This is a genomic window from Streptomyces sp. NPDC008139, assembly GCF_042957025.1.
In the GTDB taxonomy this organism is placed as follows: Bacteria; Actinomycetota; Actinomycetes; order Streptomycetales; family Streptomycetaceae; genus Actinacidiphila.
In genome coordinates this window covers 81,503-107,141 of record NZ_JBIBHM010000010.1, presented here as the reverse complement: position 1 = coordinate 107,141, position 25,639 = coordinate 81,503, and the positions used below count along the sequence as shown (strand labels likewise).

General features: G+C 72.0%; 22 protein-coding genes. 17 read left to right on the top strand and 5 right to left on the bottom strand.

The window, feature by feature from the left end; translation table 11 throughout:
* Positions 1-7 precede the first annotated feature (7 nt).
* Positions 8-646 (bottom strand): hypothetical protein, encoded by a 639-nt coding sequence (locus tag ACFZBB_RS22300; protein WP_391124984.1) that lies wholly within the window; start codon positions 644-646, stop codon positions 8-10.
* Positions 647-1,424: 778 nt separating this feature from the next.
* Here ACFZBB_RS22300 and ACFZBB_RS22295 point away from each other — a divergent pair.
* The 3 genes from ACFZBB_RS22295 to ACFZBB_RS22285 are packed head-to-tail and all read left to right on the top strand — an operon-like array spanning position 1,425 to position 6,509.
* Entirely contained in the window at positions 1,425-2,363 is a 939-nt protein-coding gene (locus ACFZBB_RS22295) for an ATP-binding cassette domain-containing protein (protein WP_391124981.1), read from the top strand.
* Complete coding sequence (locus tag ACFZBB_RS22290) at positions 2,360-3,748, top strand: ABC transporter permease (RefSeq protein WP_391124978.1); 1,389 nt, start codon at positions 2,360-2,362, stop codon at positions 3,746-3,748. Before ACFZBB_RS22295 ends, ACFZBB_RS22290 begins: the two co-directional genes overlap by 4 nt.
* A 4-nt stretch (positions 3,749-3,752) precedes the next feature.
* Positions 3,753-6,509: an alkaline phosphatase family protein gene (locus ACFZBB_RS22285; RefSeq protein WP_391124975.1), complete on the top strand. Its 2,757-nt coding sequence runs from the start codon at positions 3,753-3,755 to the stop codon at positions 6,507-6,509.
* Positions 6,510-6,615: 106 nt separating this feature from the next.
* Here the strand turns inward: ACFZBB_RS22285 and ACFZBB_RS22280 are convergent, their stop codons facing one another.
* Positions 6,616-7,149, bottom strand: a complete 534-nt coding sequence (locus ACFZBB_RS22280; protein ID WP_391124972.1) for a PH domain-containing protein — start codon at positions 7,147-7,149, stop codon at positions 6,616-6,618.
* 297 nt (positions 7,150-7,446) lie between these two features.
* Between ACFZBB_RS22280 and ACFZBB_RS22275 the strand changes: the two genes are divergently transcribed.
* Positions 7,447-8,118 (top strand): GDSL-type esterase/lipase family protein, encoded by a 672-nt coding sequence (locus tag ACFZBB_RS22275; RefSeq protein ID WP_391124969.1) that lies wholly within the window; start codon positions 7,447-7,449, stop codon positions 8,116-8,118.
* A 42-nt stretch (positions 8,119-8,160) separates the two neighbouring features.
* Here the strand turns inward: ACFZBB_RS22275 and ACFZBB_RS22270 are convergent, their stop codons facing one another.
* A complete protein-coding gene (locus tag ACFZBB_RS22270) occupies positions 8,161-9,024 on the bottom strand; it encodes a LysR family transcriptional regulator (protein ID WP_391124966.1) in 864 nt (287 codons plus the stop codon).
* Positions 9,025-9,115: 91 nt separating this feature from the next.
* Here ACFZBB_RS22270 and ACFZBB_RS22265 point away from each other — a divergent pair, with 91 nt between their 5' ends.
* Positions 9,116-9,853 (top strand): SDR family NAD(P)-dependent oxidoreductase, encoded by a 738-nt coding sequence (locus tag ACFZBB_RS22265; RefSeq protein WP_391124963.1) that lies wholly within the window; start codon positions 9,116-9,118, stop codon positions 9,851-9,853.
* Between the two features lie 36 nt (positions 9,854-9,889).
* On the opposite strand, the gene ACFZBB_RS22260 is transcribed toward ACFZBB_RS22265, so the two are convergent.
* Positions 9,890-10,702: a TetR family transcriptional regulator gene (locus ACFZBB_RS22260; protein ID WP_391124960.1), complete on the bottom strand. Its 813-nt coding sequence runs from the start codon at positions 10,700-10,702 to the stop codon at positions 9,890-9,892.
* Positions 10,703-10,873: 171 nt separating this feature from the next.
* On the opposite strand from ACFZBB_RS22260, the gene ACFZBB_RS22255 reads away from it, so the two are divergent.
* Positions 10,874-11,194: an SMR family transporter gene (locus ACFZBB_RS22255; protein ID WP_391124957.1), complete on the top strand. Its 321-nt coding sequence runs from the start codon at positions 10,874-10,876 to the stop codon at positions 11,192-11,194.
* A 17-nt stretch (positions 11,195-11,211) separates the two neighbouring features.
* On the opposite strand, the gene ACFZBB_RS22250 is transcribed toward ACFZBB_RS22255, so the two are convergent.
* The gene (locus tag ACFZBB_RS22250) at positions 11,212-11,988 is read right to left on the bottom strand and encodes an SDR family NAD(P)-dependent oxidoreductase (RefSeq protein WP_391124954.1); all 777 of its coding nucleotides are present in this window, start codon (positions 11,986-11,988) and stop codon (positions 11,212-11,214) included.
* Between the two features lie 205 nt (positions 11,989-12,193).
* Between ACFZBB_RS22250 and ACFZBB_RS22245 the strand changes: the two genes are divergently transcribed.
* The 11 genes from ACFZBB_RS22245 to ACFZBB_RS22195 all read left to right on the top strand — a co-directional run bounded on the left by ACFZBB_RS22245 (position 12,194) and on the right by ACFZBB_RS22195 (position 25,516).
* Positions 12,194-13,096: a helix-turn-helix domain-containing protein gene (locus ACFZBB_RS22245; protein ID WP_391124951.1), complete on the top strand. Its 903-nt coding sequence runs from the start codon at positions 12,194-12,196 to the stop codon at positions 13,094-13,096.
* A 121-nt stretch (positions 13,097-13,217) separates the two neighbouring features.
* Positions 13,218-15,362 (top strand): glycoside hydrolase family 27 protein, encoded by a 2,145-nt coding sequence (locus ACFZBB_RS22240; protein ID WP_391124948.1) that lies wholly within the window; start codon positions 13,218-13,220, stop codon positions 15,360-15,362.
* 173 nt (positions 15,363-15,535) lie between these two features.
* Positions 15,536-16,828, top strand: coding sequence for an extracellular solute-binding protein (locus ACFZBB_RS22235; protein ID WP_391124945.1), 1,293 nt, complete (start codon positions 15,536-15,538; stop codon positions 16,826-16,828).
* A 1-nt stretch (position 16,829) separates the two neighbouring features.
* Complete coding sequence (locus ACFZBB_RS22230; protein WP_391124942.1) at positions 16,830-17,765, top strand: ABC transporter permease subunit; 936 nt, start codon at positions 16,830-16,832, stop codon at positions 17,763-17,765.
* Positions 17,762-18,700, top strand: coding sequence for an ABC transporter permease subunit (locus tag ACFZBB_RS22225; RefSeq protein ID WP_391124939.1), 939 nt, complete (start codon positions 17,762-17,764; stop codon positions 18,698-18,700). The genes ACFZBB_RS22230 and ACFZBB_RS22225 overlap by 4 nt, the downstream gene beginning before the upstream one ends.
* Entirely contained in the window at positions 18,697-20,847 is a 2,151-nt protein-coding gene (locus ACFZBB_RS22220) for an alpha-galactosidase (protein ID WP_391124936.1), read from the top strand. Before ACFZBB_RS22225 ends, ACFZBB_RS22220 begins: the two co-directional genes overlap by 4 nt.
* An 88-nt stretch (positions 20,848-20,935) precedes the next feature.
* Positions 20,936-21,694, top strand: a complete 759-nt coding sequence (locus ACFZBB_RS22215) for an SDR family oxidoreductase (protein WP_391124933.1) — start codon at positions 20,936-20,938, stop codon at positions 21,692-21,694.
* 69 nt (positions 21,695-21,763) lie between these two features.
* Positions 21,764-22,600: an FCD domain-containing protein gene (locus ACFZBB_RS22210; RefSeq protein ID WP_391124930.1), complete on the top strand. Its 837-nt coding sequence runs from the start codon at positions 21,764-21,766 to the stop codon at positions 22,598-22,600.
* Entirely contained in the window at positions 22,597-23,742 is a 1,146-nt protein-coding gene (dgoD, locus tag ACFZBB_RS22205; RefSeq protein WP_391124927.1) for a galactonate dehydratase, read from the top strand. Before ACFZBB_RS22210 ends, dgoD begins: the two co-directional genes overlap by 4 nt.
* Positions 23,736-24,632, top strand: a complete 897-nt coding sequence (locus ACFZBB_RS22200; protein ID WP_391124925.1) for a hypothetical protein — start codon at positions 23,736-23,738, stop codon at positions 24,630-24,632. The genes dgoD and ACFZBB_RS22200 overlap by 7 nt, the downstream gene beginning before the upstream one ends.
* 230 nt (positions 24,633-24,862) lie before the next feature.
* A complete protein-coding gene (locus tag ACFZBB_RS22195; protein ID WP_391124922.1) occupies positions 24,863-25,516 on the top strand; it encodes a bifunctional 4-hydroxy-2-oxoglutarate aldolase/2-dehydro-3-deoxy-phosphogluconate aldolase in 654 nt (217 codons plus the stop codon).
* The last annotated feature ends 123 nt before the right edge of the window (positions 25,517-25,639 follow it).

Below are 25,639 nucleotides of genomic sequence, written 5' to 3'. Positions count from 1 at the left end.
CGCCGTGTCAGCCTTGCCGCGGTCGCCCTTCTCCGTAGCCCTCGAAGGAACCGGCGACGATCGAGGTGTCGCCGCCGCGCAGCTCCGCCACCACGTTGTCCCCGGTGTTCGAGACGTACACGGAGCTGTCGTCGGCGCCGCGCAGCTCCGCGGCCGCACTGGCGCCGTCGGCCGAGGCGTGCCCGGAGCCGCCGCCGACGGACAGGCCGCCCGGGTGGTACAGGGAGCCCGCGGTGGCGTTGGGCAGTACGGCGCCGGTGCCCGGGTCCACATGGGTGCCGGTGACGTCGCCCACCGACGCGTACGGCATCGTCCGGAGGACCGGACCCGAGGGCTCCGCGCTCGACCCGATGGTCAGACTCATGTTGTCGGCGGCGCTGCTGACGCCGACCGTGGCGATCGTGACGACGACCCTCACCGTCCCGGCCGGGACGGAGCCGTACCAGGCCTGGTGGACCAGGCTGGAGACGTTGCCGCGCTGTGCGGCGGTGACCCGGCCGATGACGCCCTTGCCGAGCGTGTCGCCCTTGGCGTTCTGGAACGCGGCGACGACCTGCGCGTAGTCGGCCCGGTTCGCGTAGCCGCCGAGGTCGCCGGAGAGCTTGAACGGCTTGCCGCCGGTGTCGAGCGCGCCGACGTCGATCATCTGGGTGGCGGTGGTTCGTGACGTTCACGATCGAGATCTGCGGCGAATGGTAGTAGTCGTAGCCGCCGTAGAACGTACGGCTGCCGGTCTGGCCGGGCGCGGCGGACGCGTACGACTCCAGGACGGCGCCCCGCGCGTCCACGGGGGAGGCGGCGATCCAGCAGCCGGGCACGTACTGCGGGTCGCCGTCCCGCGCCCAGGTCGGTGACCGGGGTGTAGTCCTCGGCGCCGGGGTTGGCGATCAGGTTGGTGTCCAGGGCGGGGGTCACCGCGTCCGCGGCGGGGCACGCGGCGCTGTACCGCTGACCGGTGCTGGCCGCGGCGGCGGGCCCGCCGCCGCCATCGCCTCCCCACGAGGCCGATCGCCGTCGCCGCCGCGGCGACGACGGCCACCACGACCGGCCAGCGGGCCTTCTTGTGAAGTCTTATGATCTACATTGATGTACAGGCCAACAGATGCCGCGAGGACCGCTTCTTTCCGGGGGTCGACTCCGATGTGAGCGCTTGTCATATGCATGAAGGATCACGGCTGTTGTGCCGGATCGGTCACGAAGTGCGCTGTGCGTAAGGAGACTGACGCAGGCTCATGTGACCTGTGCGCTGCCGGGGGCGTCGCGTAAGGCGCCGTCGCGGTCATCGGCGCGGCGGCGCGCGGCGGGGCGGGGCACGCGTGCACCGCGAGCGGGTCTCCTGTCGTTCTCCCAGCGTTCAACTCGTAGTCCATGACGGCGCATTGTGCTGTCCCTAGGGTCCCTGAGGGTTGTGAAAGAAGGGACTCATGGACACTCTCCTTGCTGTCCGGGCTCGTGGGATCACCAAGTGCTTCGGTGACGTCGTCGCCCTCGACGGCGTGGATCTGGACGTCGCGCAGGGGCGGATCCACGGCCTGGTCGGACCGAACGGCGCAGGCAAGACAACGTTGTTGGGCCTGCTCCTGGGCCTGGCCGTCGCCGACGCCGGGCACCTCGACATCCTGTGCACGCCGATCGGCCGGCTGCTCGCCGCTCCCGAGGGGGTGGCCGGATTCGTGGACGGGCCGGGGCTGTACCCCTCGCTCACCGCCCGGCAGAATCTCGCCGCACTGGCCGCCCTGCGCGGACGCGACGCGCGGACGGCGGGGATCGACGACGTACTCGACCAGGTCGGCCTCACCGACGTCGCCGACGACAAGGCGCGCGGGTTCTCCCTCGGCATGCGGCAGCGCCTCGGACTCGCCGCGGCCCTGCTCACCAAACCCCGCCTCCTCGTCCTCGACGAGCCGTCCAACGGCCTCGACCCGGCGGGGAAGAAGCACGTCCACGGTGTCCTCACCCGGCTCGCCGCCGACGGCACCGCCGTCGTGCTCTCCAGCCACCGCATGGACGACCTCGAAGCGCTGTGCTCCGACGTTACCATCCTCGCCACCGGAAGGACCGTCTTCTGCGGCCCGCTGGGCAAGCTGGCCGCCGAGAGCCGCGAACTCGACTACCGGCTGCTGACATCGGACCAGCGGGCCGCCAGCCGGCTGGCCCATGACACGGCCGGTGTCCGTGTCGTGGACGAGGCCGCAACATGGCGCGGCGCCGACGTCCTCGTCGTCCGCGCGCCGGCGCCGGCCCTGGACGAACTGGTGGCGCGGATCGTCCGCGACGGCGTCGCCGTACGAGAGTTGGGCCCGGTGCAATCGCCCCTCGAAGCCGCGTTCCTCGCCCTCACCGAGCAGGAGGCGGCCCGATGACCGCGCCCGTGTCCGCGACCGACCGCCTGGCCGACGCACATGACGGCCATGACGACGAGGCCGAAGTCCGCCGCGTCTCGGTGGCCCGCGCCTACCGCTTCGAACTGGTCAAGCTGGTGTCGCAGTGGCGCATCCGCCTGCTGGTGCTCGCCTGCTGGATCGCGCCCGCCCTCTTCGTCGCCGCGGTGAGCCGGCAGAGCACGCTCCCCTCCGACACCCTCTTCGGCCGCTGGATGCATGCCACGGGGTGGGCCGGACCGCTGGTGGTGCTCGGCTTCTCCGGCACCTGGGCGCTCCCGCTGCTGACCTCGCTGGTCGCCGGGGACGTCTTCGCCTCCGAGGACCGGCTCGGCACCTGGCGGCACCTGCTGGTGGCGGTCAGGTCGCCCGGGCGGATCTTCGCCGCGAAGGCACTGGCCAGCGTCACCGTCATCCTGCTGCTCGTTGCCGGGCTGGCCGCCTCCGGCGTGGTCGGCGGGTTGCTGTCGGTCGGCAACCATCCGCTGGTCGGCCTCGACGGCCACCTGCTGGCGCCTTCCGACGCCGCACGTGACGTCCTCCTCGCCTGGGCCTGTGTCGTCGCGCCGACCCTCGCCCTGGCCGCGATCGGACTTCTCGGGTCGATCGCGCTGGGACGGTCCCCGATGGGACTGCTCCTGCCCGCGCTCGTCGCGCTCGCGATGCAGCTCGCCCAGATGCTGCCGCTGCCCGTCGCCCTGCGCCTGGCCCTGCCCGGCTACGCCTTCCTCTCGTGGAACGGTCTGTTCACCAGTCCGGGACAGCTCGAACCGCTGCTGATCGGCATCGCGGTGAGCGCGGTGTGGGCCGTGGTCGCGACGGGACTCGCGTGTCTGCTCTTCCTGCGCCGCGATTTCACCAACCTCACCTCCGACGGCTCGGGGCGCCGTGCCGTCGCCGCCGGACTCCTGCCGCTGACCGGCCTGTTGGCCGCGACCTTCGCGGTCATCGCCGTGGCGACCCCGTCGACGGGCTCCGGAATCGACCAGGACAAGATCCAGCGGTCGGTGGCCACCGCGTTCGCCCACCTCTACCGCGTCCAGGCCGGCGACCTGAACCGCCCCGACGTGACGGAGGAGCACCTGCGCGTCACCGCGGCGTGCACCAAGGGCGGGGGCCAGGTCGCCGCCGAGGGTCCGGGCAACGACTGGCGCTGCGTCGTCACCTGGCATCTCCCCGACGTCACGGCCGCGGGGACGGCTGTCTACCAGCTCGACGTCACCGCGGACGGGCGGTTCGTGGCCGACGGCGACGGGCCGAAGGAAGTCAACGGCTACTTCCTCGTGCGCACCCCGGTCGGGGACGCGCCGAACCCGCTCTGGCAGTTCGACGGCAACGTCGAACTGCTCCACTCCTCGAAGGGATGACTCCATGCAGGTAACTCGCCGCCGAAGGCGTACCGAGAAACCGGAGTTCAGCATTTTCGGCAAACGCGTCGGACGCCGGGCGGTCCTGGTGACGTCGGGCGTCAGCGCCCTCGCCCTCGCCGCCACCGGCACCGCGTTCGCCCAGACGCACCAGTTCGGCACGCAGCAGGTCGGGCAGACCACCGACCAGGGCCAGGTCATCTCCAGCGACCAGTACATCGCCCCGTACGGCGACCGCCTCGTCGTCAACAACGGCAAGATCATGTCGTCCACCGTCAGCCCGGACGGCACCCACCTGGCGGCCGCGGTCACCGACGGCGGGATGGCGCTGTCCGTCGTGGACCTGAAGAGCTGGAAGGTGCAGCAGCTCATCGGCAACTCCGCCGCGGCCGACCTGCGCATCAGCGGCAATGACGTGGGACAGGAAGGCCCCGCGTACTCGCCCGACGGCTCGCAGTTGTGGCTGGGCCAGACCGACGGATACACCAAGTTCACCGTGAACGCGGACGGCAGTCTCGCCCACCCGACGGCCGTCAAGATCCCCGCCGACGGTCCCCGGCACGCGCTGGCGAGCGCCGCGGTCTTCTCGCCCGACAGCGCCACCGTGTACAGCGTGGTCAACGGCCAGAACCGCGTGGTCGCCATCAACGCCGCGACCGGATCCGTCCAGCGGAGCTGGGCCGTCGGCAACGCCCCGCGCGGCATCGTCCAGGTCGGCGACAAGCTGTACGTCAGCAACGAGGGCGGGCGTCCGGCGCGTCCCGGCGAGACCACCATCAACTCGTACAACACCCAGGTGGCCGCCGACCCGGTGACCGCCGCCACCACGACCGGCACGGTCAGCGTCATCAACCTGGCCAAGCCCGACGCCGCGCCGGCCAGCATCACCGTCGGTCTGCACCCGACCGCGATCTACGCCAAGAAGGGAGCGGTGTTCGTCACCAACACCGCGACCAACGACGTGTCGGTGATCAGGACGGCCAACGACAAGGTCGTCCAGACCATCGCCACCCGGCCGTGGCCCGAGGCGTCGGTGGGCTACGAGCCCGACGCCGTGACCCTCACCGACGACGGGCACCTCCTGGTGACGCTCGGCCGCGCCAACGCCGTCGCCGTCTACCGCTATACGACCCCGCAGGAGCCGGTCAGTTACGTCGGACTGCTCCCGACGGACTACTTCCCCGCCGAGATCGCCACCGTCGGCAAGCAGGTGGTCGTCTCCAACACCCGTGGCGTGGACGCCCGTCGGCCCACCACCGCCGCCGGGCACGGCACCCACGACACCACGTCGAGCGTGCAGCACTTCACGCTGCCGAACGACCGTGTCATCGCGTCCCAGACGGTCAAGGTCTTCCGCCAGAACGGCTGGACCAACGGCTCGCTCAAGGAGGCCACGTCCAAGGGCCACGCGAAGCCGGTGCCGGTCCCCGCGCGGCTCGGCGACCCCTCGACGATCAAGCACGTCTTCCTGATCGTCAAGGAGAACCGGACCTACGACCAGGTCCTCGGTGACCTCCCGCAGGGCGACGGCGACCCGTCGCTGACCCAGTTCGGCGAGAACGTGACACCCAACCAGCACGCTCTGGCGCGCCAGTTCGGGCTGTACGACAACACGTACGACATCGGCACCAACTCCGCCGAGGGCCACAACTGGCTGATGCAGGCGGACAATCCGGAGTACACCGAGTCCTCCGCCGGTGAGTACCTGCGCAGTTACGACACCGAGGACGACGCGCTCGGCCACCAGCGAAGCGGGTTCCTGTGGACCGGCGCGCAGGCGGCGGGCAAGTCGGTGCGGGACTTCGGCGAGTTCCAGCAGTTCCTGACCAAACCCGCCGACGCGAGCTGGCAGAACCTGTACTGCGACGCCAAGACCATGGACGCCACCGGGAAGGACACCGCCTACCCGCTGGACTCCTCCTCGCCGATCCCGTCGCTCAACGCCGTGTCCGTGCCGGGCTTCCCGAAGTTCGACACCAGCGTCCCCGACGTCTACCGGTACCAGATCTGGAAGCAGGACTTCGAGAAGAACGGTCCGGCGAACCTGAACATGTTCTGGCTCTCCAGCGACCACACCGGCGGTCCCGCGAGCCCGGCCGCACAGGTCGCCGACAACGACCTCGCGGTCGGCAAGATGGTCGACGAGATCTCGCACAGCAGGTACTGGAAGGACTCCGCGATCTTCGTGGTCGAGGACGACTCCCAGGCCGGTCTCGACCACATCGACGGCCACCGCGCCCCGATCCAGATCATCAGCCCGTACGCCCAGCACGGCGTCGTCGACAACCACTACTACTCGCAGATCACGATGATCCGCACCATCGAGCAGATCCTCGGGGTCCACCCGATGAACCAGAAGGACACGGCGGCCAGCCCGATGACCGCGGCCTTCACCAAGAAGCCCGACCTCGCGCCCTTCAACGCGCTGGCCAATCGCACTTCGCTCACCGACGGTCTGTCCACCCCGCCCTCCTGCGGCGTCGACACCCCGGCGGCGCAGAACCCCGACGCGGCGGCGGTACCGGCGGCGGCGGTCCCGGCGGCCGAGAAGCGGCTCGCGGATCAGTGGGACACCTGGAAGTCCCAGCAGCGCCTGACCGGCCCCAACGCCGTGCCCGACTACGCCAACCCGGCCCAGATGAACCACCTCACCTGGTACCAGACGCACAACTGGACCAAGCCGTACCCCGGCGAGGCCAGGATCTTCGCGCCGAACGACGTACCGGGCGCGTACATCCCGTCGTCGGAGAACGACGGCTGACGGTCCGAGCCGGATCGATCGCGCAAGGGCCCCTGGCCGGTGTCACCGCCGCCCAGGGGCCCTTGCGTTCCCGGTCGGCGTCTCCTGCCGTCCTGGCGCCCTCCCGTCAGCGAGGACGCGAGGTCCGCTCCTCGGCGCCGTAGTGGTGCTCCTGGTCGCCGTCCATCGCCTCGTAGATGGTCCTCTTCAGACCCTCGGGGTCGGGAATGTGCTTCAGGGTCAGCAGGCCCTGCTCGGAGGCCGACTCGATCTTGAGCGTGCCGCACCGGATGATCCGCTCCCACAGGGAGGCGGCGAACGAGATGTCGTTGATCCGGGCCAGCGGGATGCTGCGGCCGGTCTTGTTCACGAAGCCGACCCGCATGTGGACCCGCTTGGTGGTCAGGATGTAGAGGGTGCCGCGCCACTTCATGAGCGGGATCAGCCAGAACCACAGCGACACGAGCGCGGCCACACCGAGCACGACGTACGTGGCGGCGTTCGTCCAGCTCTTGCCGGAGGGCAGCACCCACAGCAGCGCGCCCGCCGCCGCCCATGTCACACACAACACCACGAACTCGCCGACGAGTTGAGTCCAGTGCTGCCGGGTGACGTATATGAGTTCTTCGTCATCGGTGAGATAGCGGTCCACGGAAGGCATGCTGCGCATATTGGCATACGGCTCCGACGTCGAACACCGCGGCCGGAAGCCCGGTACAGCCCCGTTACGTTTCCGCGCCCCGCCGACCACGTCGCGGCGCGGCCGGCGCCGCCGTGCTGTGCGTCGAACCCGCCGTCGATCGCCGTTGGTACCGGCGGGTGCGGACGGAATCCGGCTGAGCGGACCTCCGGTTGACGGGTGGCCGGTCGCGAACAGGCAGGTCGGGGACCGTACAGTGGGCGATCCGGACGGTGGTACGAACAGCGAAACGCGTGTCGGCACGGGAAAGGCCCGATCATGACGTCCCCTCTGAGCCCGCAGGTCCGCCCGAATCTCGTCCCGGACGACGGCGTCGTGCTCTTCATCGGCGACAGCATCACCGACTGCGGCCGTGACCTGGACGCGCCCGACTCCCTCGGCGACGGCTACGCGGCCATGGTGGCCGAGCGGTACGCGGCCGAGCACCCCGGCTCGGGGGTCCGCTTCGTCAACCGCGGCATCAGCGGCGACCGCGCGGTCGACCTGCGGGGCCGCTGGGACCGGGACTGCCTGGCGGTCGGCGCCGACGTGGTGTCCGTCCTGGTCGGGATCAACGAGGTGTGGCGCCGCTTCGACAGCGACGACGCCACCTCCGACGAGGAGTACGAGGACCACTACCGCACCGTCCTCGGCCAGGCCGCCGACCGGGGCAGCGCGCTGGTGCTGATCGAGCCGTTCGTGATGCCCGTCAGCGAGGACCAACTGGCGTTCCGGGACGACCTGGACGGCAAGCTGGCGGTGGTACGGCGACTGGCCGCCGACTTCTCCGCCACCCTCGTCCCCGCCGACGCCCTGATGACGCGGGCCGCCGCCGACGCCGGTCCCCGCAAGTGGACCGACGACGGCATCCACCTGACCCCGGACGGTCACGCCCTGCTCGCCGACGCCTGGCTCACCGCGGTCGGAGCGGCGCTCCCCGAACGGGCCTGACACCCGCGCCCCGACCGGTTGCCGGTCGCCAGGGCCGCCGACTCACAGCCGGGTGGCCGTGCGGACCAGGGCGGCGAGGGGGAGGGAGCGGCTGTGGGCGGGCCAGGCGATGTGGGTGACGACAGGCGGAGCGTCGCTGAGCGGGACGGCGGTGTGCTCGGCCCACAACCAGGCGCGGGCGGAGTCGGGGAAGACGGCCATGGTGCGCCCGAGGGCGATGAGCTGGGCCAGTTGCGTCTGGTCGTGGATCTCGGGGCCAGGGCCTGGGGGATACGTTCCGTCGAGGGCCCAGCGGGCGAGCGGGAGATCGGGGAGGTCGCTGACGTCGGCCAGCGACAGGGCCTTGCGCGTGGCCAAGGGGTGCCCTGCGGGCAGGATGGCGATCTGGCCCTCGGTCATCAGTTCCTCGCTGTCGAATCCGGCGAGGGAGTTGAACGGCTTGTGCATGAGCGCCACGTCGGCGCGGCCGTCGCGCAGCATCTCGCCCTGCTCGCACGTGCCGCTCGGCAGCACCTCGATCTCGGCGGCGTCCGGCTCGGCCGCGTAGGCGTCCAGGAGCTTGTGCAGCAGCTCGTGCGACGCGGCGGCCTTCACCGCCAGGACCAGACGGTCGCGGGCCCCGCCCGCGCGGTCGGCGTCACCGGCCCGGCGGGTACGGCGCGCGGCGGCGGCCGTCGCGTCCAGGGCCGTGCGGCCCTCGTGCAGCAGCACCTGACCGGCGCCGGTCAGAACAACCCCGCGGCGGTCGCGGATCAGCAGCGTGACGCCGAGCCGCCGTTCGAGCTGCTGGATCGCGCGGGACAGCGGTGGCTGGGCCATGCCGAGGCGCTCGGCGGCGCGGCCGAAGTGCAGTTCCTCGGCGACCGCCGTGAAGTACCGAAGCTCGCGGATCTCCAAGGTGTCCATGACCCCAGCGTACGTGTGATACCTGCCGGGTATGACAGAGCACCGTATCGGTGTTGGATGCGCGGCCCGGCGGCGGGCGAGTATCGACGGTATGAGCGAAACGAAGATCGCGCTGGTGACCGGCGCGAACAAGGGGATCGGCTACGAGATCGCGAGCGGCCTCGGCGCCCTCGGCTACCGGGTGGGCGTGGGAGCGCGTGACGAGGGCCGCCTCGAAGTTGCCGTCGACAAGCTGCGCGCCGCCGGGGTGGACGCCTTCGGGGTGCCGCTGGACGTGACCGGCGACCGCAGCGTCACGGACGCCGCGGAACTCGTCGAGCGGCGGGAGGGCCGCCTGGACGCCCTGGTCAACAACGCCGGTATCTCAGGACCGACGGGGCCGGGGTGGACGCAGGACCCGACGACGCTCGACCTCGACCTGGTCCGCACGGTGGTGGAGACCAACGTCCTCGGCGTCATCCGCGTGACCAACGCGATGCTGCCACTTCTGCGGCGCTCCGCGTCGCCGCGCGTCGTCAACGTCTCCAGCAGCGTCGCCTCCCTGACCCGGCAGGCGGACCCGGACATCGAGATCGGCCCGGTCATGGCGGCCTACTCGCCGACGAAGACGTTCCTCAACGCCGTCACCGTGCATTACGCCCGGCAGTTCGCCGGGACGAACATCCTGATCAACGCGGCCTGTCCCGGCCTGGTCGCGACCGACTTCACCGGTTTCCTCGGCCCCCGCACCCCCCAACAGGGCGCGGCCACCCCCATCCGCCTCGCCACCCTGCCCGACGACGGCCCGACCGGCGGGTTCTTCGAGGACGCCGGCGTCGTCCCCTGGTAACGGTTTCCAGCACCGAGTCCTGAGAGTGCGCCGGGGTCAGCCGGTGGCGGCCTCGGCCGCGAGGGCGTCCTGCGCCGTGCCGCGCATGCCCGCGACGATCATGTCGACACCGCGCCGGTAGTACGCGTCGTTGCTCGCGCACGACAAGAGCGCGTCGGCGGCGGCCACGACGTGCGGGTAGCGGTCGGGGGAGAGGTCGAGCAGGCTCGCCTTCTTCGCGCTGACGGCCTCCTCTCGGGACTCGGGGTCCAGGGCCGGATTGCTGCGGCCGGGCTCGGTGATGACCAGGGTCACCAGGGAGCACAGCGCCTGACCGGCGGTCTGCGCGCCCTGCTCGACCGGCAGACCGGCCGCGGAGAGCAGCGCGAGGGTGCGTTCGGTGACGACGAGACCGGGCTCGGAGGCGAAGATCCGGGTGATCACCAGACCGGCGGCGTTGGGGTGCGGGCGCAGCGCCGCGAGGAAACCGCTCAGCAGGTCGTTCATCTGCTCGTGCCACGGCCGCTCGTCCGGCTCCGGGACCCGGACGTCGGTCAGCAGCCGCTCGGTGACCGCGTCGAACAGCCCGTCCTTGTCCGGGAAGTGCCGGTACAGCGCCATCGGCGTCACGTCGTGCTGCTGGGCGACCCGCCGGATGGTGACGGCTTCAAGGCCTTCGCTGTCGGCCACGGCGAGCGCGGTGGAAATCAGCTCGTCCCTGTTCAAGCGCTTGTGAGCCGCCACGGGTCCCGCCACCTCCTGGTCGACAGCCTGAGCGACACCGGATTCCTCGCCGCTGCCACTACGCAGCGTACTGCGTATACACCCGCGAACGGTGCCGTCGAGGATCAAGGTATACGCCGTACGCATACGGTGTGCGACTCCGGGACTGTCCCGGAATCGGCGGCCCGTCCGCACCTCGGCCGGTGGCCGTATTGCCGGACTTTGCTATGGTCGGATGAGTACCCGACGAGCGCGTCGTACCGGGACCCTGCAAAGACGGCGCACCCCCGTAAGCACGAAACCCACGGAGGTGCCCTCATGGCATGGGTCCTTGTTGTTGTCGCAGGTCTGCTCGAAGTGGCCTGGTCGATCGGAATGAAGTACACCGACGGCTTCACCCGTCCCGTCCCGAGTCTGCTGACCGGCGCGGGCATCGTGGCGAGCATGCTGATGCTCTCCCGGGCGGCGAAGACGCTGCCGATCGGTACGGCGTACGGCGTCTGGGTCGGCATCGGCGCGGCCGGTGCGGCCGTGGTCGGCATGGCGGTGCTCGGCGAGCCCACGACCGCCGCCCGGATCTTCTTCGTCTCGCTGCTGCTGGTCGCCGTGGTCGGCCTGAAGGCGACCTCCGGCCACTGACCGGCGCTGCCGACGGGTCAGCTCGGCTGGCCCGTCGGCATGACGGTGACCTGCTGGATGTTGACCCGCGGCGGCAGCGTCGCGATGAATCCGACGGTCCTGGCGATGTCCCCGGCCTCCAGGAACTCCATCGACTGCCGGGCGCCGTCCAGCCACTCCAACGCGCCCGCGTCCGTGACGTGGGTCTGGAGTTCGGTGCCGACGATGCCCGGCTCCAGGGAGGTGACGCGCACGTTCTTCGGGCCGAGTTCGACCCGCAGATTCGTGGACAGATGCGTCACGAACGCCTTCGTCCCGCAGTAGACGGCGAAGGTCGGGAAGATGTTCCGCGCGCCGATGGACGAGGTGTTGATCAGGTCGGCGACGCCGCGCTCGGCCGCGGCGGCGATCAACTGCGGGGTGAAGGCGCCGATCGCGTTCATCAGGCCCTTGACGTTGAGGTCGATCTGCCGCTGCCACAGGTGGGTGCGCAGCTCCTCGATCGGCGAGGGCAGCATCACGCCCGCGTTGTTGAACAGAAGGTCGGCGCCGCCCAGTTCGGCCGCGACCCGGTCGGCGGCGGCCAGCAGGGCTTCCGGGTTGGTGACGTCGACCGGCAGGGCCAGCGCGGCGCCGCCGTTCTTGGTGATCCGGGCGACCAGGTCCTCCAGCCGGTCGGTGCGGCGGGCGAGCACCGCGACCTTCGCGCCGAGTTCCGCCAGGTGCTCCGCGGACGCCTCGCCGAGACCGCTGGAGGCGCCGGTGACGACCGCCACCCGGCCGGTGAGGGGCTTGCTGATGTCGTACGCGGACATGGCTGTCCACCTTTCGTGTTCGGTGTGATCCGGCGGCCGACCCTCGGTCCGCCTGCCGTCCAGCACACCACCCGGGCAGCCGCCGTGGAGCGCCGAAAAGTGCCCTGACCAGGCAGGCAACGGCCTGACCCGCACCGGCGAGGCAGGTACTGACAGGGCCAGTCACGACGCGCGCGGCCCGCGCGCCGCCCGCCACACTGGGGGTATGGACCGCAGCACCGACACCGCCGACTTCCTGCGCTCGCGCCGGGCCCGTATCACCCCCGACGAGGCGGGACTGCCCGCCGACGGCCGGGTCCGCCGGGTGCCGGGGCTGCGCCGCGACGAGGTGGCCCGGCTGGCCGGGGTGAGCACCGAGTACTACACCCGGCTCGAACAGGGGCGCGGCGGGAACCCGTCGCCCGAGGTGCTCGACGCGCTCGCCCGCGCGCTGCGGCTCGACACCGCCGAGCGCGAGCACCTGACCGACCTGCTGACCCGCAGGCCCGCCGGGTCCCGGCACGCGCCGAGCGGACCGCAGCGGGTACGGCCGGGGCTCCATCTGCTGCTCCAGACGCTGGAGCACGTGCCCGCCTTCGTCCTCGGCCGCCGCACCGACGTGCTGGCGTCCAACCGGCTGGCCCGCGCGCTGCTGGTCGACTTCGACGCGCTGCCCGCGACCCGCCGGAACATGGCCCGCTACTACCTGCTGGACCCCGAGGCGCGCGAGCGCGTCGTGGACTGGGAGCAGCTCGCCGCCGAGACCGTCGCCATGCTCCGGCTGGAGGCCGGCCGCTACCCGAACGACCGCCAGCTCGCCGACCTGGTCGGTGAACTCACCCTGCGCTCACCGGAGTTCACCACCTGGTGGAACGACCACCGGGTGCTGCGCCGCACGCACGGGATCAAGCGCTACCGCCATCCCGTCGCGGGGGACCTGGAGTTCTCCTACGAGTCGCTGCAACCGCCCGGCGATCAGGACCAGACGCTGTGCGTCTACACCGTCGAGCCGGGCTCGCCGAGCGCCCAGGCGCTCCAGCTCCTCGGCAACTGGACGGCGCCCGCTCCGCGGGGGCGCGACGGCGGCCGGGGAAGCGGCCAGGACAGCGACCCGGAGCTGCAAATTTAAGTTAATTAGGAATTATCGTTGACAGGGTTCGGGACCGCCGCCACAGTCTTCGTCGTGGCGGCGGTCCCCGGTGTTCCGGGAGGCGGCCGTCCGCGTATCCCCAACTCTCGGGAGACCCTTCATGACTTCGCATCGTTCAGGGACGGCGCGTGCCCGGCGCGCCGTGGCGACGGCTGGAGCGGGCGCACTGCTCGCGGTCGCGGCGCCGGGGGCGGCGCATGCCGACGCCCCGGCGCGTATCGCCGCCGACGGCGCCCCCGCCTTCTACGACAGCGGCCTCGCGCCGACGCCGTACATGGGCTGGAACACCTACTACGGCCTGGGCGCCCCCACCGAGGCCCAGGTCAGGAGCGTCGCCGACCACCTGGTCAGCAGCGGTCTGCGCGACAGCGGCTACGACATCGTGTGGCTCGACGGCGGCTGGCAGGCCGACACGCCCCGCGACAGCGCCGGACGCCTGACCGCCAACCGGGACCGATTCCCCTCCGGGATACCGGCGTTGGTGACCTATCTGCACCAGCGCGGACTCAAGGCCGGCATCTACACCGACGCGGGCGACTACGACCCGGCGAACTGCGGGCTCGGCAGCCGCGGCCACTACCGGCAGGACGCCGACCAGTTCGCCGCCTGGAAGATCGACGCGGTCAAGGTCGACTTCCTGTGCGGCATCGCGGAAAAACTCGATCCCGGCCCGGCCTTCAAGGAGTTCAGCGACGCCGTCGCGACATCCGGCCGTCCGATGATCCTCAACCTGTGCAATCCGCTCACCGACGACTGGGGCCTGCCGCACACCCCGGCGCAGGACGCGCACAACGCGTACGTGTACGGGCCGACCACCGCCGACTCCTGGCGCAGCGGCACCGACATCGCCTACGGCACGCCGACCGCGAACGAGTGGCCCAATGTGCTGCGCAACATGGACGCCAACGCCTGGCACCCCGAGGCGCAGGGCCCCGGCCACTACAACGACCCCGACTACCTGATCCCGATGCGGAAGATGCCCGACGGTTCGTACGAGCTGACGCAGGAGGAGTCCACCACGCAGCTCGTGATGTGGGCGGAGATGGCCTCCCCGCTGGTCATCGGCTCCGACCCGCGCACCCTGCCCAAGGCGATGCTCGACACGCTGCGCAATCCGGAGATCGTCGCCGTCGACCAGGACCCGCTCGCGATCCAGGGCGTACGGGTGGCCACCGACGCGACCGGCGACGTCTACAGCAAGGTCCTCCAGGGCGCGGGCCGCCGCGCGGTCGTCCTGCTCAACCGCTCGGACCGGCCCGCCGCGCGCACGGTCGACTTCGCCGCCGCCGGGCTGACCGGCAACGTGGCCGTACGCGACCTGCGGGCGCGCGCCGACCGGGGCACGCGCACCGGCTCGTACACCGTCACCGTCCCGGCCCACGGCACCGCCTTCCTGAAGCTCACCGGGCGCGACGACGCGCCCGGCGTCACGCTCGGCGGCCGGTCCACGGCGAGCCCCGCGCTGGTGCGCGACGGCGCCACGCTGACCGCGTTCACCCGTGGCGACGGCGGCGAACTGCGGGCGCGCACCGGCCGGGACGGTCATTGGCCGGCGCGCACCACCGACCTCGGCGGCCCCACCCGCGACCGGTTCCTCGGCGACCCCGCCGCGTACGGCAGCGCGGGCGGCCGGATCGACGTGTTCGTGCGCGGCACGGACGGCGCCGCGTACCGGCGGACCTACGATCACGGCCGCTGGGGCGGCTGGCAGAGCCTGGGCGGGCGGCTCGCGGACGCGCCGACCGTCGCCTTCGACGGCCCCGACCGCTGGACGCTGTTCGCCACCGGGAGCGACGGCACGGTCCGCAGCCGCGGCCCGCGCACCGGCTGGACCTCGATCGGCGCGCCGGACGGACTGGCGCTGTACGGACGGCCGTCGGCCGTCACCGACTCCGCGGGCCGGATCCATGTGGCGGTACGGGCCGCGGACGACGCGGTGTGGACGCGGGTGCGCGACACCTCGGGCGCCTGGTCGGGCTGGTCGTCGCTGGGCGGCACCATCAGTGCCGCGCCCACGCTGGTCACGGCGGGCGGCACCGTCCAACTGCTCGCGCGGGCCTCGGACTACACGCTCTGGCAGCGCGGGTACGACGCCACGAGCGACACCTGGTCGGGGTGGTACCCGCGCACGGCGTTCGTGAGCGGGGCGCTCGACGGGTCGGCCGGGGCCACGGCCGCGGCGGACGGAAGCGTGCTCGTGGTCTTCCGCGGGGTGGGCGGAGTCGTCCGCCAGAGCACGCTCTGACGGGTCGGGTACGGCGTCCGGTGCGGGATCGCGCACGGGCCACGGACATGCGTAAGTAAATAAATTAGGAATTAATCTTGACGGCGCTCCGCCGTCACGACAGTCTGTACCAGCCGAACGAGGGCCCGGTCGTCAGGGGGCCGGGCCCCGTTCCGTGGGCGTAAGGGAGTCCCATGAACACCTCGCAACCCAGCCGCCGCCGGTTCCTCGCCGGTGCCGGCGCCGTCGGCGCCGCGGCGATGATGAGTAGCTGCGTCACCTCCGGCTCGTCCGGTGCCAAGAGCCAGTCGGGCAAGGGCCCGGTCACCCTTCAGTCCAACCTGTCGTCCCCGCAGGCGAAGGCCGCGATGCAGGACCTCGTGGCCGCGTACAACAAGCAGGGCGACGGCAAGGCCAAGCTGAACACGGTCGCCTCTGAGACCTTCCGCACCCAGCTCCCGACGTACCTCACCTCCGGCAACCCGCCGGACCTGCTCACCTGGTACCCCGGCTCGGTCGCCGACTCGTACGCCAAGAGGAATCTGCTGCTCGACGTCGGCGACATCTGGGCCGAGCCGGAGCTGTCCGGCTACTCCAAGGCGCTCCGGACGCTGTGCACCTCCTCGTCGGGCCAGAAGGTGTTCGTGCCCGCCACGTACTACTGGTGGGGCGTGTTCTACCGGAAGTCGAACTTCGCGAAGTGGGGCGTCCAGGAGCCCAAGACCTGGGACGAGTTCATGGCCCTGTGCGAGACGCTGAAGTCCAAGGGCGTCGCGCCGATCGGCCTCGGCGCGGGCGGCGGCACCGCGTGGGTCGCGTCGTCCTGGTTCGACTACCTCAACATCCGTATCAACGGCGCCCAGTACCACCGCGACCTGCTCGCGGGGAAGCACCGCTTCGACGACCCCGAGGTCCGCAAGGTCTTCGACAAGTGGGCCGAGGCGCTGCCGTACTTCGACCCCAACGGCACCGCGCTCGCCTTCCAGGACGCCACCACGGCGCTGCTCCAGGGCCGCACCGGGATGATGCTGATCGGCACCTTCTTCGCCGACTCCGCCCCGAAGGGCGAACTGGACGACATCGACTTCTTCCGCTTCCCGGTGATCGACGCCAAGATCCCGATGGCCGAGGAGGGCCCCACCGACGGCTACTTCGCCAGCGCCCGCACCGGCCACCGGGACGAGGTCAAGGACTTCATGCGGTATCTGGCCACCGCCCCGGCGCAGGAGACCTACATCAAGGGCTCCTCCGGCACCGCGCTGCCGACCAACCCCAAGGCCAAGGACAGCGGCACCCCGCTGGTGAAGAAGGGCCGCGCGCTGATCGAGAGCGCCGCCGAGGTCACGCAGTTCTTCAACCGCGACTCCAGCGACGCCCTCCAGCCGACCGCCGACACCGCGCTGACGAAGTTCCTGGCCAAGCCCAAGGAGATCGACTCGATCCTCACCACCTGGCAGCGGGACGCGCAGAAGATCTGGAGCCAGTGAGATGGCGGTGCTCACCGCGACCCGCGCGGACCCGGGCAAGAAGCCGGGGAAGCCGAAGAAGCGCAAGCAGGCGACCCGGGTCCCGCCGGTCGTCCTCGCCTTCGTCCTGGTCCCGCTGCTCGCGGAGGGCTTCTGGGTCTTCTGGCCCGCCCTCCAGGGCTTCTACCTCTCGCTGACCAAGTGGGACGGGGTCTCGGCGCCGCGGTTCATCGGCCTCGGCAACTACCGGGAGATGCTGCACGACAGCGTCTTCCACACCGCCGTGCTCGACACCGTGCTGTGGCTGGTGCTCTTCGGCGGCCTGTCCGCCGCGCTCGGCCTCGGCGCGGCCCTGCTGCTCCAGCAGGAGCGGCGCGGGGTCGGCTTCTACCGGGCCGCGCTCTTCCTGCCCGTGGTGTTCTCGCTGACCGCGACCGCCCTGGTCTGGCAGGCGATGTACCAGCCGGACGGCCTGATCAACCACACCTTGTCCGGCCTCGGACTCGGCAGCCTCACCCACCCCTGGCTCGCCGACCAGGACACCGCGTTCTACGCCGTGATCGTGCCCGCCCTGTGGCGGCAGATCGGCTACGTGATGGTGCTCTACCTGGCCGGGCTCAAGGGCATCGACCCGATGCTCTACGAGGCCGCCAAGGTCGACGGCGCCTCCCGCTGGCAGCAGTTCCGGCACATCACGCTGCCGCAGCTCAGCAGCGTCAACGCGGTCGTGCTGTCGGTCATCATCATCGACTCGCTGCGCTCCTTCGACGTGGTGTGGGCGCTCACCCGCGGCGGCCCGTACCACTCCTCCGAACTGCTCAGCACATACATGTACTCCACCGCCTTCCAGTCCCTGCGGCTCGGCTACGGTTCCGCGCTCGCCGTCGTGATCTTCGTGCTGGCGTTCGGCGTGATCGCGTCGTACCTGGTGCGCGCCTTCAAGGAGGCCGACTCATGACCGTCACGCACGCGGGCGCCGACGCGGCGCCGACCGCGGACCGTACCGGCGAGGACGCAGGTGCCGCTGCCGGTACGAAGGCCGCGCGCGGCGGGAGCCGTCGGCCCGACCGGCGCCGGGCCTGGGGGACCGCCGCCTTCCACACCGGTGCGGGACTGCTGTCGCTGATCTGGCTGATCCCCATCGTCGTCGTACTGGTCACCAGCACCCGCTCCTTCGACGACATCGCCGCCAACGGCCTCGGCGGCCTGCCGCACTCCTTCACCCTCGACGGCTTCCGCCAGGCGTGGGTCGACGGCGGACAGCAGCGCGCGCTGATCAACAGCATGCTGGTGTCCGTCCCCACCGTGCTGATCTCGCTGCTGCTCGCCTCGATGGCCGCCTTCGCGCTCAGCCGCTACGACGTGCCGCTGCGCCGGGTGCTGCTGTTGGTGATGCTCAGCGGCAATCTGCTGCCGCCGCAGATCCTGCTGATCCCGGTCTCCAAGCTCAGCGAGCAACTGGGCTTCTACGACTCGCTGTACGCCCTCATCGGCGTCCAGGTCGGCTTCGGCGTCGGCTTCTACGTCTTCGTGCTGCACGGCTTCATGCGGTCCATCCCGCCGGAGATCCAGCAGGCCGCCGTCATCGACGGAGCGGGTCCCTGGCAGATCTACACGCGGATCATCCTGCCGCTCGCCAGGCCCGCGCTCGCCGCGCTCACCGCCCTGTCGTTCACCTGGATCTTCAACGACCTGCTGTGGGCCATCACCGTGCTGCGCACCGACAGCAAGATGCCGATCACCGCGTCGCTGATCGGCCTCCAGGGCCAGTACGTCTCCATGTGGAACGTCATCGCGGCCGGCTCCGTGATCGCCGCCGCCCCGACCGTCATCGTCTTCCTGCGATTCCAGCGGCACTTCGTGGCCGGACTCAACCTGGGAGCAGTCAAGTGACCCCGTCCGCAACGCCGTCGACCGCACTGTGGCTGCTGCGCACCGACACCACCACCTACGCCGTCCGCCTCGGCGGCGACGGGCGGTGGGCCGAGGTCGCCGCCTGGGGCCCGCACGGCGCCGAGACCGGCCCGTCCCCGCTGGACTGGTCGCGCCGCACCCACTACATCACCCCCGCCGACGCCGCCCCGGCCGAATACCTGCCCCAGGGCATGCGTCCCTTCGGCGGCGCCGACCTCGTCGTGCGCCGCCCCGACGGCGAACGCGGCGTGTGGTGGACCTTCGAGCGCGCCACGCAGGACGACGACCGGTCGCTGCGCCTGGACTTCACCGACGACCACCTCGGACTGCGGGTCGCGCTGCGCTACGAGACCGTGCCCGGCACCGACGTACTGCTGCGCTGGACCGAGCTGACCTGCACGGGACCGGACGAACTGCGTCTGGAACGCCTGGACTCCGCCGCGATCAGCGTCCCCGTCACCGACGGCGAGGGCGCCCGGCTCACCTACCTCACGGGTCAGTGGTCGCAGGAGTTCCAGCGCACCCAACTCGACCTCGTCAGGGGTCGGTTCGAGATGGCCTCCACCCAGGGAGTGCCGGGCCACGCCTACGCCCCCTGGCTCGCGGTCCAGGACGCCGCCGCCCCGCAGGAGGGCGACACCCCCACCTACGGCATCGCGTTGGAGTGGTCGGGCAACTGGCACATCACCGCGGACGCGGAACCCGGCGGGATCGTCCGCGTACGCGCCGGACGGCTGCCGCACGAGGAGTCCGTCCGCCTCGCGCCCGGCGCCACGCTCACCACCCCGCGCGTCGCCTGCGCCTTCAGCCCGGAAGGGCTCGACGGACTGACGCGGATCTGGCACGCGTACGAGCGCGAGCTCAGCGGCGAGCGGCTGCACCGTACCCGCAAGGTGCAGTACAACTCCTGGGAGGCCACCGGCTTCGACGTCGAGGCCGACGCGCAGCTCGAACTGGCCGCCGTCGCCGCCGACATGGGCGTCGAACTCTTCGTCGTGGACGACGGCTGGTTCCGCGGGCGGCAGGACGAGACCGGGGGACTGGGCGACTGGACGCCGGACCCGGCCAACTTCCCCGAGGGATTCGACGGCTTCGTCGAGCGGGTCCGCGCCACCGGCATGGACTTCGGCCTGTGGGTCGAACCCGAGGCGATCAGCCCGCGGTCCGAGCTGTACGCCAAGCACCCCGAGTGGGTGTACCGGATCGACGGCCGCCCGGCGACCCTCGTCCGCCAGCAACTGCTGCTCGACCTCGGCCGGGTGGACGTGCAGGACTTTGTGATCGCCACCTTGGACCGGCTGCTCGGCGAACACGCCGTCAGTTACCTCAAGTGGGACATGAACCGCCCACCCACCGAGCGCGGCAGGCCCGACACGGGACCGGCCGCGGGCCAGGACCTCGACGCCGACCACGTCGCCGGATACCTGCGGGTCCTTGACCACCTGCGCGCCCACCACCCGCACGTCACCGTCGAGGGCTGCGCGGGCGGCGGCGCCCGGATCGAGCACGCCACGCTGGCCCGTACCGACGTGGTCTGGCCCAGCGACAACACCGCGCCGCTCGACCGGCTCGCCATCCAGTACGGCTATCTGCACGCGCACGCCCCGCACACCATGAGCTCCTGGGTCACCGACGCGCCCGGCGTCTTCGACCCGCGGCCCCGCTCCCTGGCCTTCCGCTTCGTCCTCGCCATCGCGGGCGTGCTCGGCATCGGCGCCGACATCCGCGCCTGGACGCCGGAGCAGCGCACCGAGGCGGCGGGCTGGATCGCCCGCTACAAGGAGATCCGCGATGTCGTCCACCACGGCACGGCCCGGCTGCTGAACGGCCCCGCCGATCCGACCTGCGGTGTCCAGTACGAGGAGCGCGGCGGCGCGCGGGTCGTGGTCACCGCGTGGAGCACCGGACGGCTCGACGGCGCGCCGCTAATCCCCGGACGCGCCTCCCGGCTGCGGCTGCGCGGCCTGGACCCCGCCGCCCGCTACACCGACACGGCGGACGGGACGGTGTACAGCGGGGCGTATCTGCTCCACAGCGGCCTGCCGTTCGGCTGGACCGGTCGACACGACGCCGAACTCGTCGTGCTGGCGCGGCAGGAGGCCGCCTACGGCTCCGGGCGTCACTAAAGTCGCGGGAGGCCCAGACAGATCCGGCCGCACCGACCAGCCCGGCCGCACCGACCAGCCCCACCGTACCGAGGAGCAGGACCAGCACATGAACGCAGCACTCCGCTTCGCCGACAAGGTGGCCGTGGTCACCGGAGCCGCTTCCGGGATCGGCGCGGCCACCGCAGAACGGCTCGCGGCCGAGGGCGCCGCCGTGGTCCTCGCCGACATCGCGGCCGACCGCGCCGAGGGCGTCGCCGCGGGCATCCGCGAGCAGGGCGGCCGGGCGGTGTCCGTACGGGCGGACGTGTCCGACCCCGAGGACTGGCAGCGGATCGTCGCGGTGGCGCACGCCTACGGCCCCGTGGCGGCCCTGGTCTCCAACGCCTACACCGTCGACGTGGCCCCGGCCCACGAGATGTCCGTCGCCTCCTGGGAGCGACAGCTCGCGGTCAACCTCACCGGCGGCTTCCTCGGCTTCCGGGCGCTGCTGCCCGACCTGCGCACCGCCCGCGGCGCCGCCGTCCTCACCTCCTCCGTCCACGCGCACAAGGGCATCCCCGGCCACCCCGCCTACGCGGCGGCCAAGGGCGCGCTGCTGTCGCTGAGCGGCCAACTGGCCGTCGAGTACGGGCCCGAGGTCCGGGTCAACGCGGTGCTCCCCGGTCCGATCCTCACCGCGGCCTGGGACCGGGTGCCCGAGGAGGACCGGGCCCGCAGCGTCGCGGAGACCGCGGCGCGCCGCTTCGGCCGCCCGGAGGAGGTCGCCGCGGCCATCGCCTTCCTCGCCTCGGACGACGCCTCGTACATCACCGGTTCGAGCCTGCTGGTGGACGGCGGCTGGAGTGTCACCAAGGCCTCGGCCTGACCGCCGCCCACCACCATCGCCGTACCTCACCCGGGGTACCCCACCCGACCTGGAGAAAGGCAGAACGACATGACGCCATACGCGCGCCGCGGAGTGCACGGGCAGACCGTGGAGACTCTCGCGCGCCGGGTGCTCAGCGGCGAGATCCCCGAAGGGGCGACACTCGATCTCGTGGCGTTGCAGAGCGAGTTGGACGTCAGTCTCACCGCGCTGCGCGAATCGCTGAAGGTGCTGGCGGCCAAGGGGATGGTCGACGCGCGGCAGAAACGCGGCACCTTCGTCAGAGCCCGCGCCGACTGGAATCTGCTGGACGCCGACGTGCTGCGCTGGCAGTTCGCGGGCGGCACCAGCACCGGGGCCGACCTGGGGCTGCTGCGCAGCCTCGGCGAGGTCCGCGGGATCGTCGAACCGGCCGCCGTACGGCTGGCGGCGGTGCGCCGTACCGACGGCGACCTGGTCGCGCTGGACGCCGCGCTCACCGCGATGGGTGAGGACGAGGGCGGCGCCGCGCACGCGGTCGAGGCCGACCTCGCCTTCCACCGCGCTCTGCTCGCCGCCACCCACAACGAACTGCTGGAGCGGATGGAGATGGTGATCGAGTCCGGTCTCGCGCACCGCGACGAGATCGTGCACAGCTCCCCGCACGGCCAGGACCCGGTGCCCAGCCACCGGGCCGTCCTCGACGCGGTACGCGACCGGGACCCGGACGCCGCCGAGCGCGCCATGCGGGCCCTGCTCGACCAGGCCGTCCGCGACCTGGACCTGGTGCACGGCTCGGGCGCCGAGGCGGTGGAGGTGTCCGGCGGGTCCGGGACATCCCGGGCATCCGAAACGGCGCGGGCATCCGAAACGGCGCGGGCATCCAAGGAATCCCAGACCTCCACGGCTTCAGAGGCGGCGAAGTGAAGATAGTGCGCGTCGAGACCTTCCTCGTACCGCCCCGGTGGCTGTTCTGCCGGATCGAGACGGACGAGGGCGTCGTCGGCTGGGGCGAACCAGTGGTCGAGGGGCGGGCCGAGGTGGTGCGCGCCGCCGTCGACGTGCTGGCCGAGTATCTGATCGGCCAGGACCCGCTGCGGATCCAGGACCACTGGCAGGTGCTCACCAAGGGCGGCTTCTACCGCGGCGGCCCGGTGCTCTCCAGCGCCGTCGCCGGTCTCGACCACGCGCTGTGGGACATCGCGGGCAAGACGTACGGCGCTCCCGTGTACGGCCTGCTCGGCGGTCCGGTCAGGGACGCGGTCCGGGTCTACGCCTGGGTCGGCGGCGACGAGCCCGCGCGGCTCGCGGAGGACGTCGGCGCGCAGGTCGAGGCGGGCTTCACCGCCGTCAAGATGAACGCGGCCGGCCGCACGTCGGCGCTCACCACGCCCGCCGAGACCGCCGCCGTCGTGGAGCGGGTGGCCGCCGCGCGCCAGGCGCTCGGCCCCGGACGCGATGTCGCCGTCGACTTCCACGGCCGCTTCACGGCCGCCGGCGCCCGGCGCGTCCTGCGTGAAATCGCCCCGCTGCACCCGCTGTTCGCCGAGGAGCCGCTGCTGCCGGAGCTGGGACATCTGCTCGGCGGCCTGGTGGCCTCCACCGAAGTGCCGATAGCGACCGGTGAACGCCTGTACGGGCGTGCGGAGTTCCTGCCCGCGCTCACCGCGGGCATAGCCGTGGCGCAGCCTGACCTCTCGCACGCCGGGGGCATCACCGAGGTGACGCGGATCGCGTCGCTCGCCGAGACGTACGGCGCCCAACTCGCCCCGCACTGCCCGCTGGGGCCGATCTCGCTCGCCGCCAGCCTCCAAGTCGCCTTCTGCACGCCGAACTTCCTCATCCAGGAGCAGAGCCGCGGCATCCACTACAACAAGGACGCCGACCTGCTGTCGTATCTGGTGGACACCGAGCCGTTCCGCTTCGTGGACGGCCAGGCGCTGCGCACCGGGCTGCCGGGGCTCGGGATCACCGTGGACGAGGCGGCGGTACGCGCCGCCGACCGCGGCGGGCACGCCTGGCGCAATCCGGTGTGGCGGCACGCCGACGGGTCGTTCGCGGAATGGTGACAGCGCTGACCGCGGCGGCGCTTCCCGTACGGATCGTCACCGACCTGGCGCACGGCGGCCGTTGGACGTCGCTGCGGGCCGGGGACCGTGAATGGCTCTGGCACCGGGACGAGCCGCGCCGCGCGGGCGTCGCGCCCGGTGACGCCTTCGCCGACGCGGGCGGCCTGGAGGAGTGCCTGCCCACCGTCCGGGGCGTCCCCGACCACGGCGACGTGTGGTCGCGCCCCTGGCGGCGCGAGAACGGCGGGGACGGCGCGGATGGCGCGGACCGGGTCGACCACCCCGACTTCCGGCTCACCCGGCGGATCGGTGGCGGCCCCGGTGGCGGCGCGGTGGTCGACTACCGGCTTACCGCCGCGCCCGGCTACCGCTTCCTGTGGGCCGCCCACGCACTGCTCGACGTGTCGCGGGACGGCCGGATCGAACTGCCGCCCGGCGCACAGGCCCTGCACTACCCGGACGGGGGTGCGCGACGCGAGCCGTTCACCTGGCCGTCCGCCGGGGGCACGGGCGACGGGACGCGTGCCCGCTTCGACCTGCTCGGGCCCGACGACGGTACGGCGAGCGGCGCGGTCGTCGACGCCGCGACGGCGACCGTGCACGACGGGTCCGACCGGCTGCGGTTCGCGCTCGACGTGTCCGGTCAGCCCGCGTCCATCGCCCTGTGGCGGAATCTGGGCGGCTTCCCCGAGGGCGCGCCGTACCGCTCGATCGGCGTGGAGCCGATGCTCGGGCGGGTCTTCGACCTGGCGACGGCGGGGGAGGGGGACGCGGCCCGCGTGCCCGCGAGCGGCGAGGTCCGCTGGCGGCTCACGGTCACGGCCGCCGGCGCTTCCGCCGCCACCGCCGCGTCCGCCTCGAACCGCCGAACCCTCGACGGGATCGGCTGACCGCGACCGGCGCACGGCGACGGGACCCGTTGACCGCGACGGGACCGTCCGCCTCGAACCGCCGAACCCTCGACGGGATCGGCTGACCGCGTCCGGCTCACCGCGACCGGACCGGTTGACCGCGACCGGATCGTCCGCCCCGAACCGCTGAACCCTCGACGGGCCGCGACCGGACCGACTGCCCTGGACCCACGCCGTCCGATCACCGCAACAGGAAAGGAACATCACCCGTGGACCTGCTCACCGCGCTGCGCGCCCACCGTCTCGTCGCCATCGTGCGCGGCGACGACGAGGACGCGTCGCTGCACACCGTACTGACCCTGGTCGAGGAGGGTGTCGCGCTGGTCGAGGTCTCGCTCAGCGGCCGGAACGCGCTCGGCGTCATCGCCGCGGCCCGCGCCGCCCTCGGCCCCGACGCGCCGCTCGGCGCGGGCACCGTCCTCACCGAGCAGGACGCCAAGGACGCGCACCGTGCCGGGGCCGACTTCGTCGTCACGCCCGCGGTCGGCGAAGGCGTCAGCGCCGCACGGGAGTTGGGCCTGCCCGTGCTGGCCGGAGTGATGACGCCCACCGACATCGTCACCGCGCGGCGGCTCGGCGCCACCGCGCTCAAGCTCTTCCCCGCCGAGCACGCGGGCGGCCCGGGCTACCTCCGCGCCCTGCGCGGCCCCTTCCCCGACCTGCCCTTCGTGCCCGTCGGCGGCGTCGACATCCCGGCCGCCCGCGCCTACTTCGCCGCCGGAGCCCTCGCGGTCGGCGTCGGCTCGCCCCTCATCGGCGACGCGGCGAGCGGCGGCAGCCGGACCGCGCTCCGCGCGCGGGCCAGGGACTTCCTCGCCGTCGTCGCGGAGACGGACGCGCCGAGCACGCGGGCCGCACGATGACCGGGCGTACGAGGAGCCGGGGGCAGCGCCCGGCGCCGTCACTCGCCATGACCGGACGGGGCCCGCGCCGTACCCCCGCGAGGAGACTGCCGTGATCGAGATCGGCGGCCCCGTCGCCTGCGT

Bases quoted from the DNA above. Each gene is read 5' to 3' on its own strand.
- ACFZBB_RS22300 (WP_391124984.1), bottom strand. From the start codon at position 646: ATGATCGACGTCGGCGCGCTCGACACCGGCGGCAAGCCGTTCAAGCTC.
- ACFZBB_RS22210 (WP_391124930.1), top strand. From the start codon at position 21,764: ATGACGCCATACGCGCGCCGCGGAGTGCACGGGCAGACCGTGGAGACT.
- ACFZBB_RS22295 (WP_391124981.1), top strand. From the start codon at position 1,425: ATGGACACTCTCCTTGCTGTCCGGGCTCGTGGGATCACCAAGTGCTTC.
- ACFZBB_RS22270 (WP_391124966.1), bottom strand. From the start codon at position 9,024: ATGGACACCTTGGAGATCCGCGAGCTTCGGTACTTCACGGCGGTCGCC.
- ACFZBB_RS22255 (WP_391124957.1), top strand. From the start codon at position 10,874: ATGGCATGGGTCCTTGTTGTTGTCGCAGGTCTGCTCGAAGTGGCCTGG.
- ACFZBB_RS22240 (WP_391124948.1), top strand. From the start codon at position 13,218: ATGACTTCGCATCGTTCAGGGACGGCGCGTGCCCGGCGCGCCGTGGCG.
- ACFZBB_RS22285 (WP_391124975.1), top strand. From the start codon at position 3,753: ATGCAGGTAACTCGCCGCCGAAGGCGTACCGAGAAACCGGAGTTCAGC.
- ACFZBB_RS22200 (WP_391124925.1), top strand. From the start codon at position 23,736: ATGGTGACAGCGCTGACCGCGGCGGCGCTTCCCGTACGGATCGTCACC.
- ACFZBB_RS22225 (WP_391124939.1), top strand. From the start codon at position 17,762: ATGACCGTCACGCACGCGGGCGCCGACGCGGCGCCGACCGCGGACCGT.
- ACFZBB_RS22280 (WP_391124972.1), bottom strand. From the start codon at position 7,149: ATGCCTTCCGTGGACCGCTATCTCACCGATGACGAAGAACTCATATAC.
- ACFZBB_RS22250 (WP_391124954.1), bottom strand. From the start codon at position 11,988: ATGTCCGCGTACGACATCAGCAAGCCCCTCACCGGCCGGGTGGCGGTC.
- ACFZBB_RS22230 (WP_391124942.1), top strand. From the start codon at position 16,830: ATGGCGGTGCTCACCGCGACCCGCGCGGACCCGGGCAAGAAGCCGGGG.
- ACFZBB_RS22245 (WP_391124951.1), top strand. From the start codon at position 12,194: ATGGACCGCAGCACCGACACCGCCGACTTCCTGCGCTCGCGCCGGGCC.
- ACFZBB_RS22275 (WP_391124969.1), top strand. From the start codon at position 7,447: ATGACGTCCCCTCTGAGCCCGCAGGTCCGCCCGAATCTCGTCCCGGAC.
- ACFZBB_RS22215 (WP_391124933.1), top strand. From the start codon at position 20,936: ATGAACGCAGCACTCCGCTTCGCCGACAAGGTGGCCGTGGTCACCGGA.
- ACFZBB_RS22265 (WP_391124963.1), top strand. From the start codon at position 9,116: ATGAGCGAAACGAAGATCGCGCTGGTGACCGGCGCGAACAAGGGGATC.
- ACFZBB_RS22235 (WP_391124945.1), top strand. From the start codon at position 15,536: ATGAACACCTCGCAACCCAGCCGCCGCCGGTTCCTCGCCGGTGCCGGC.
- ACFZBB_RS22260 (WP_391124960.1), bottom strand. From the start codon at position 10,702: ATGCGTACGGCGTATACCTTGATCCTCGACGGCACCGTTCGCGGGTGT.
- ACFZBB_RS22290 (WP_391124978.1), top strand. From the start codon at position 2,360: ATGACCGCGCCCGTGTCCGCGACCGACCGCCTGGCCGACGCACATGAC.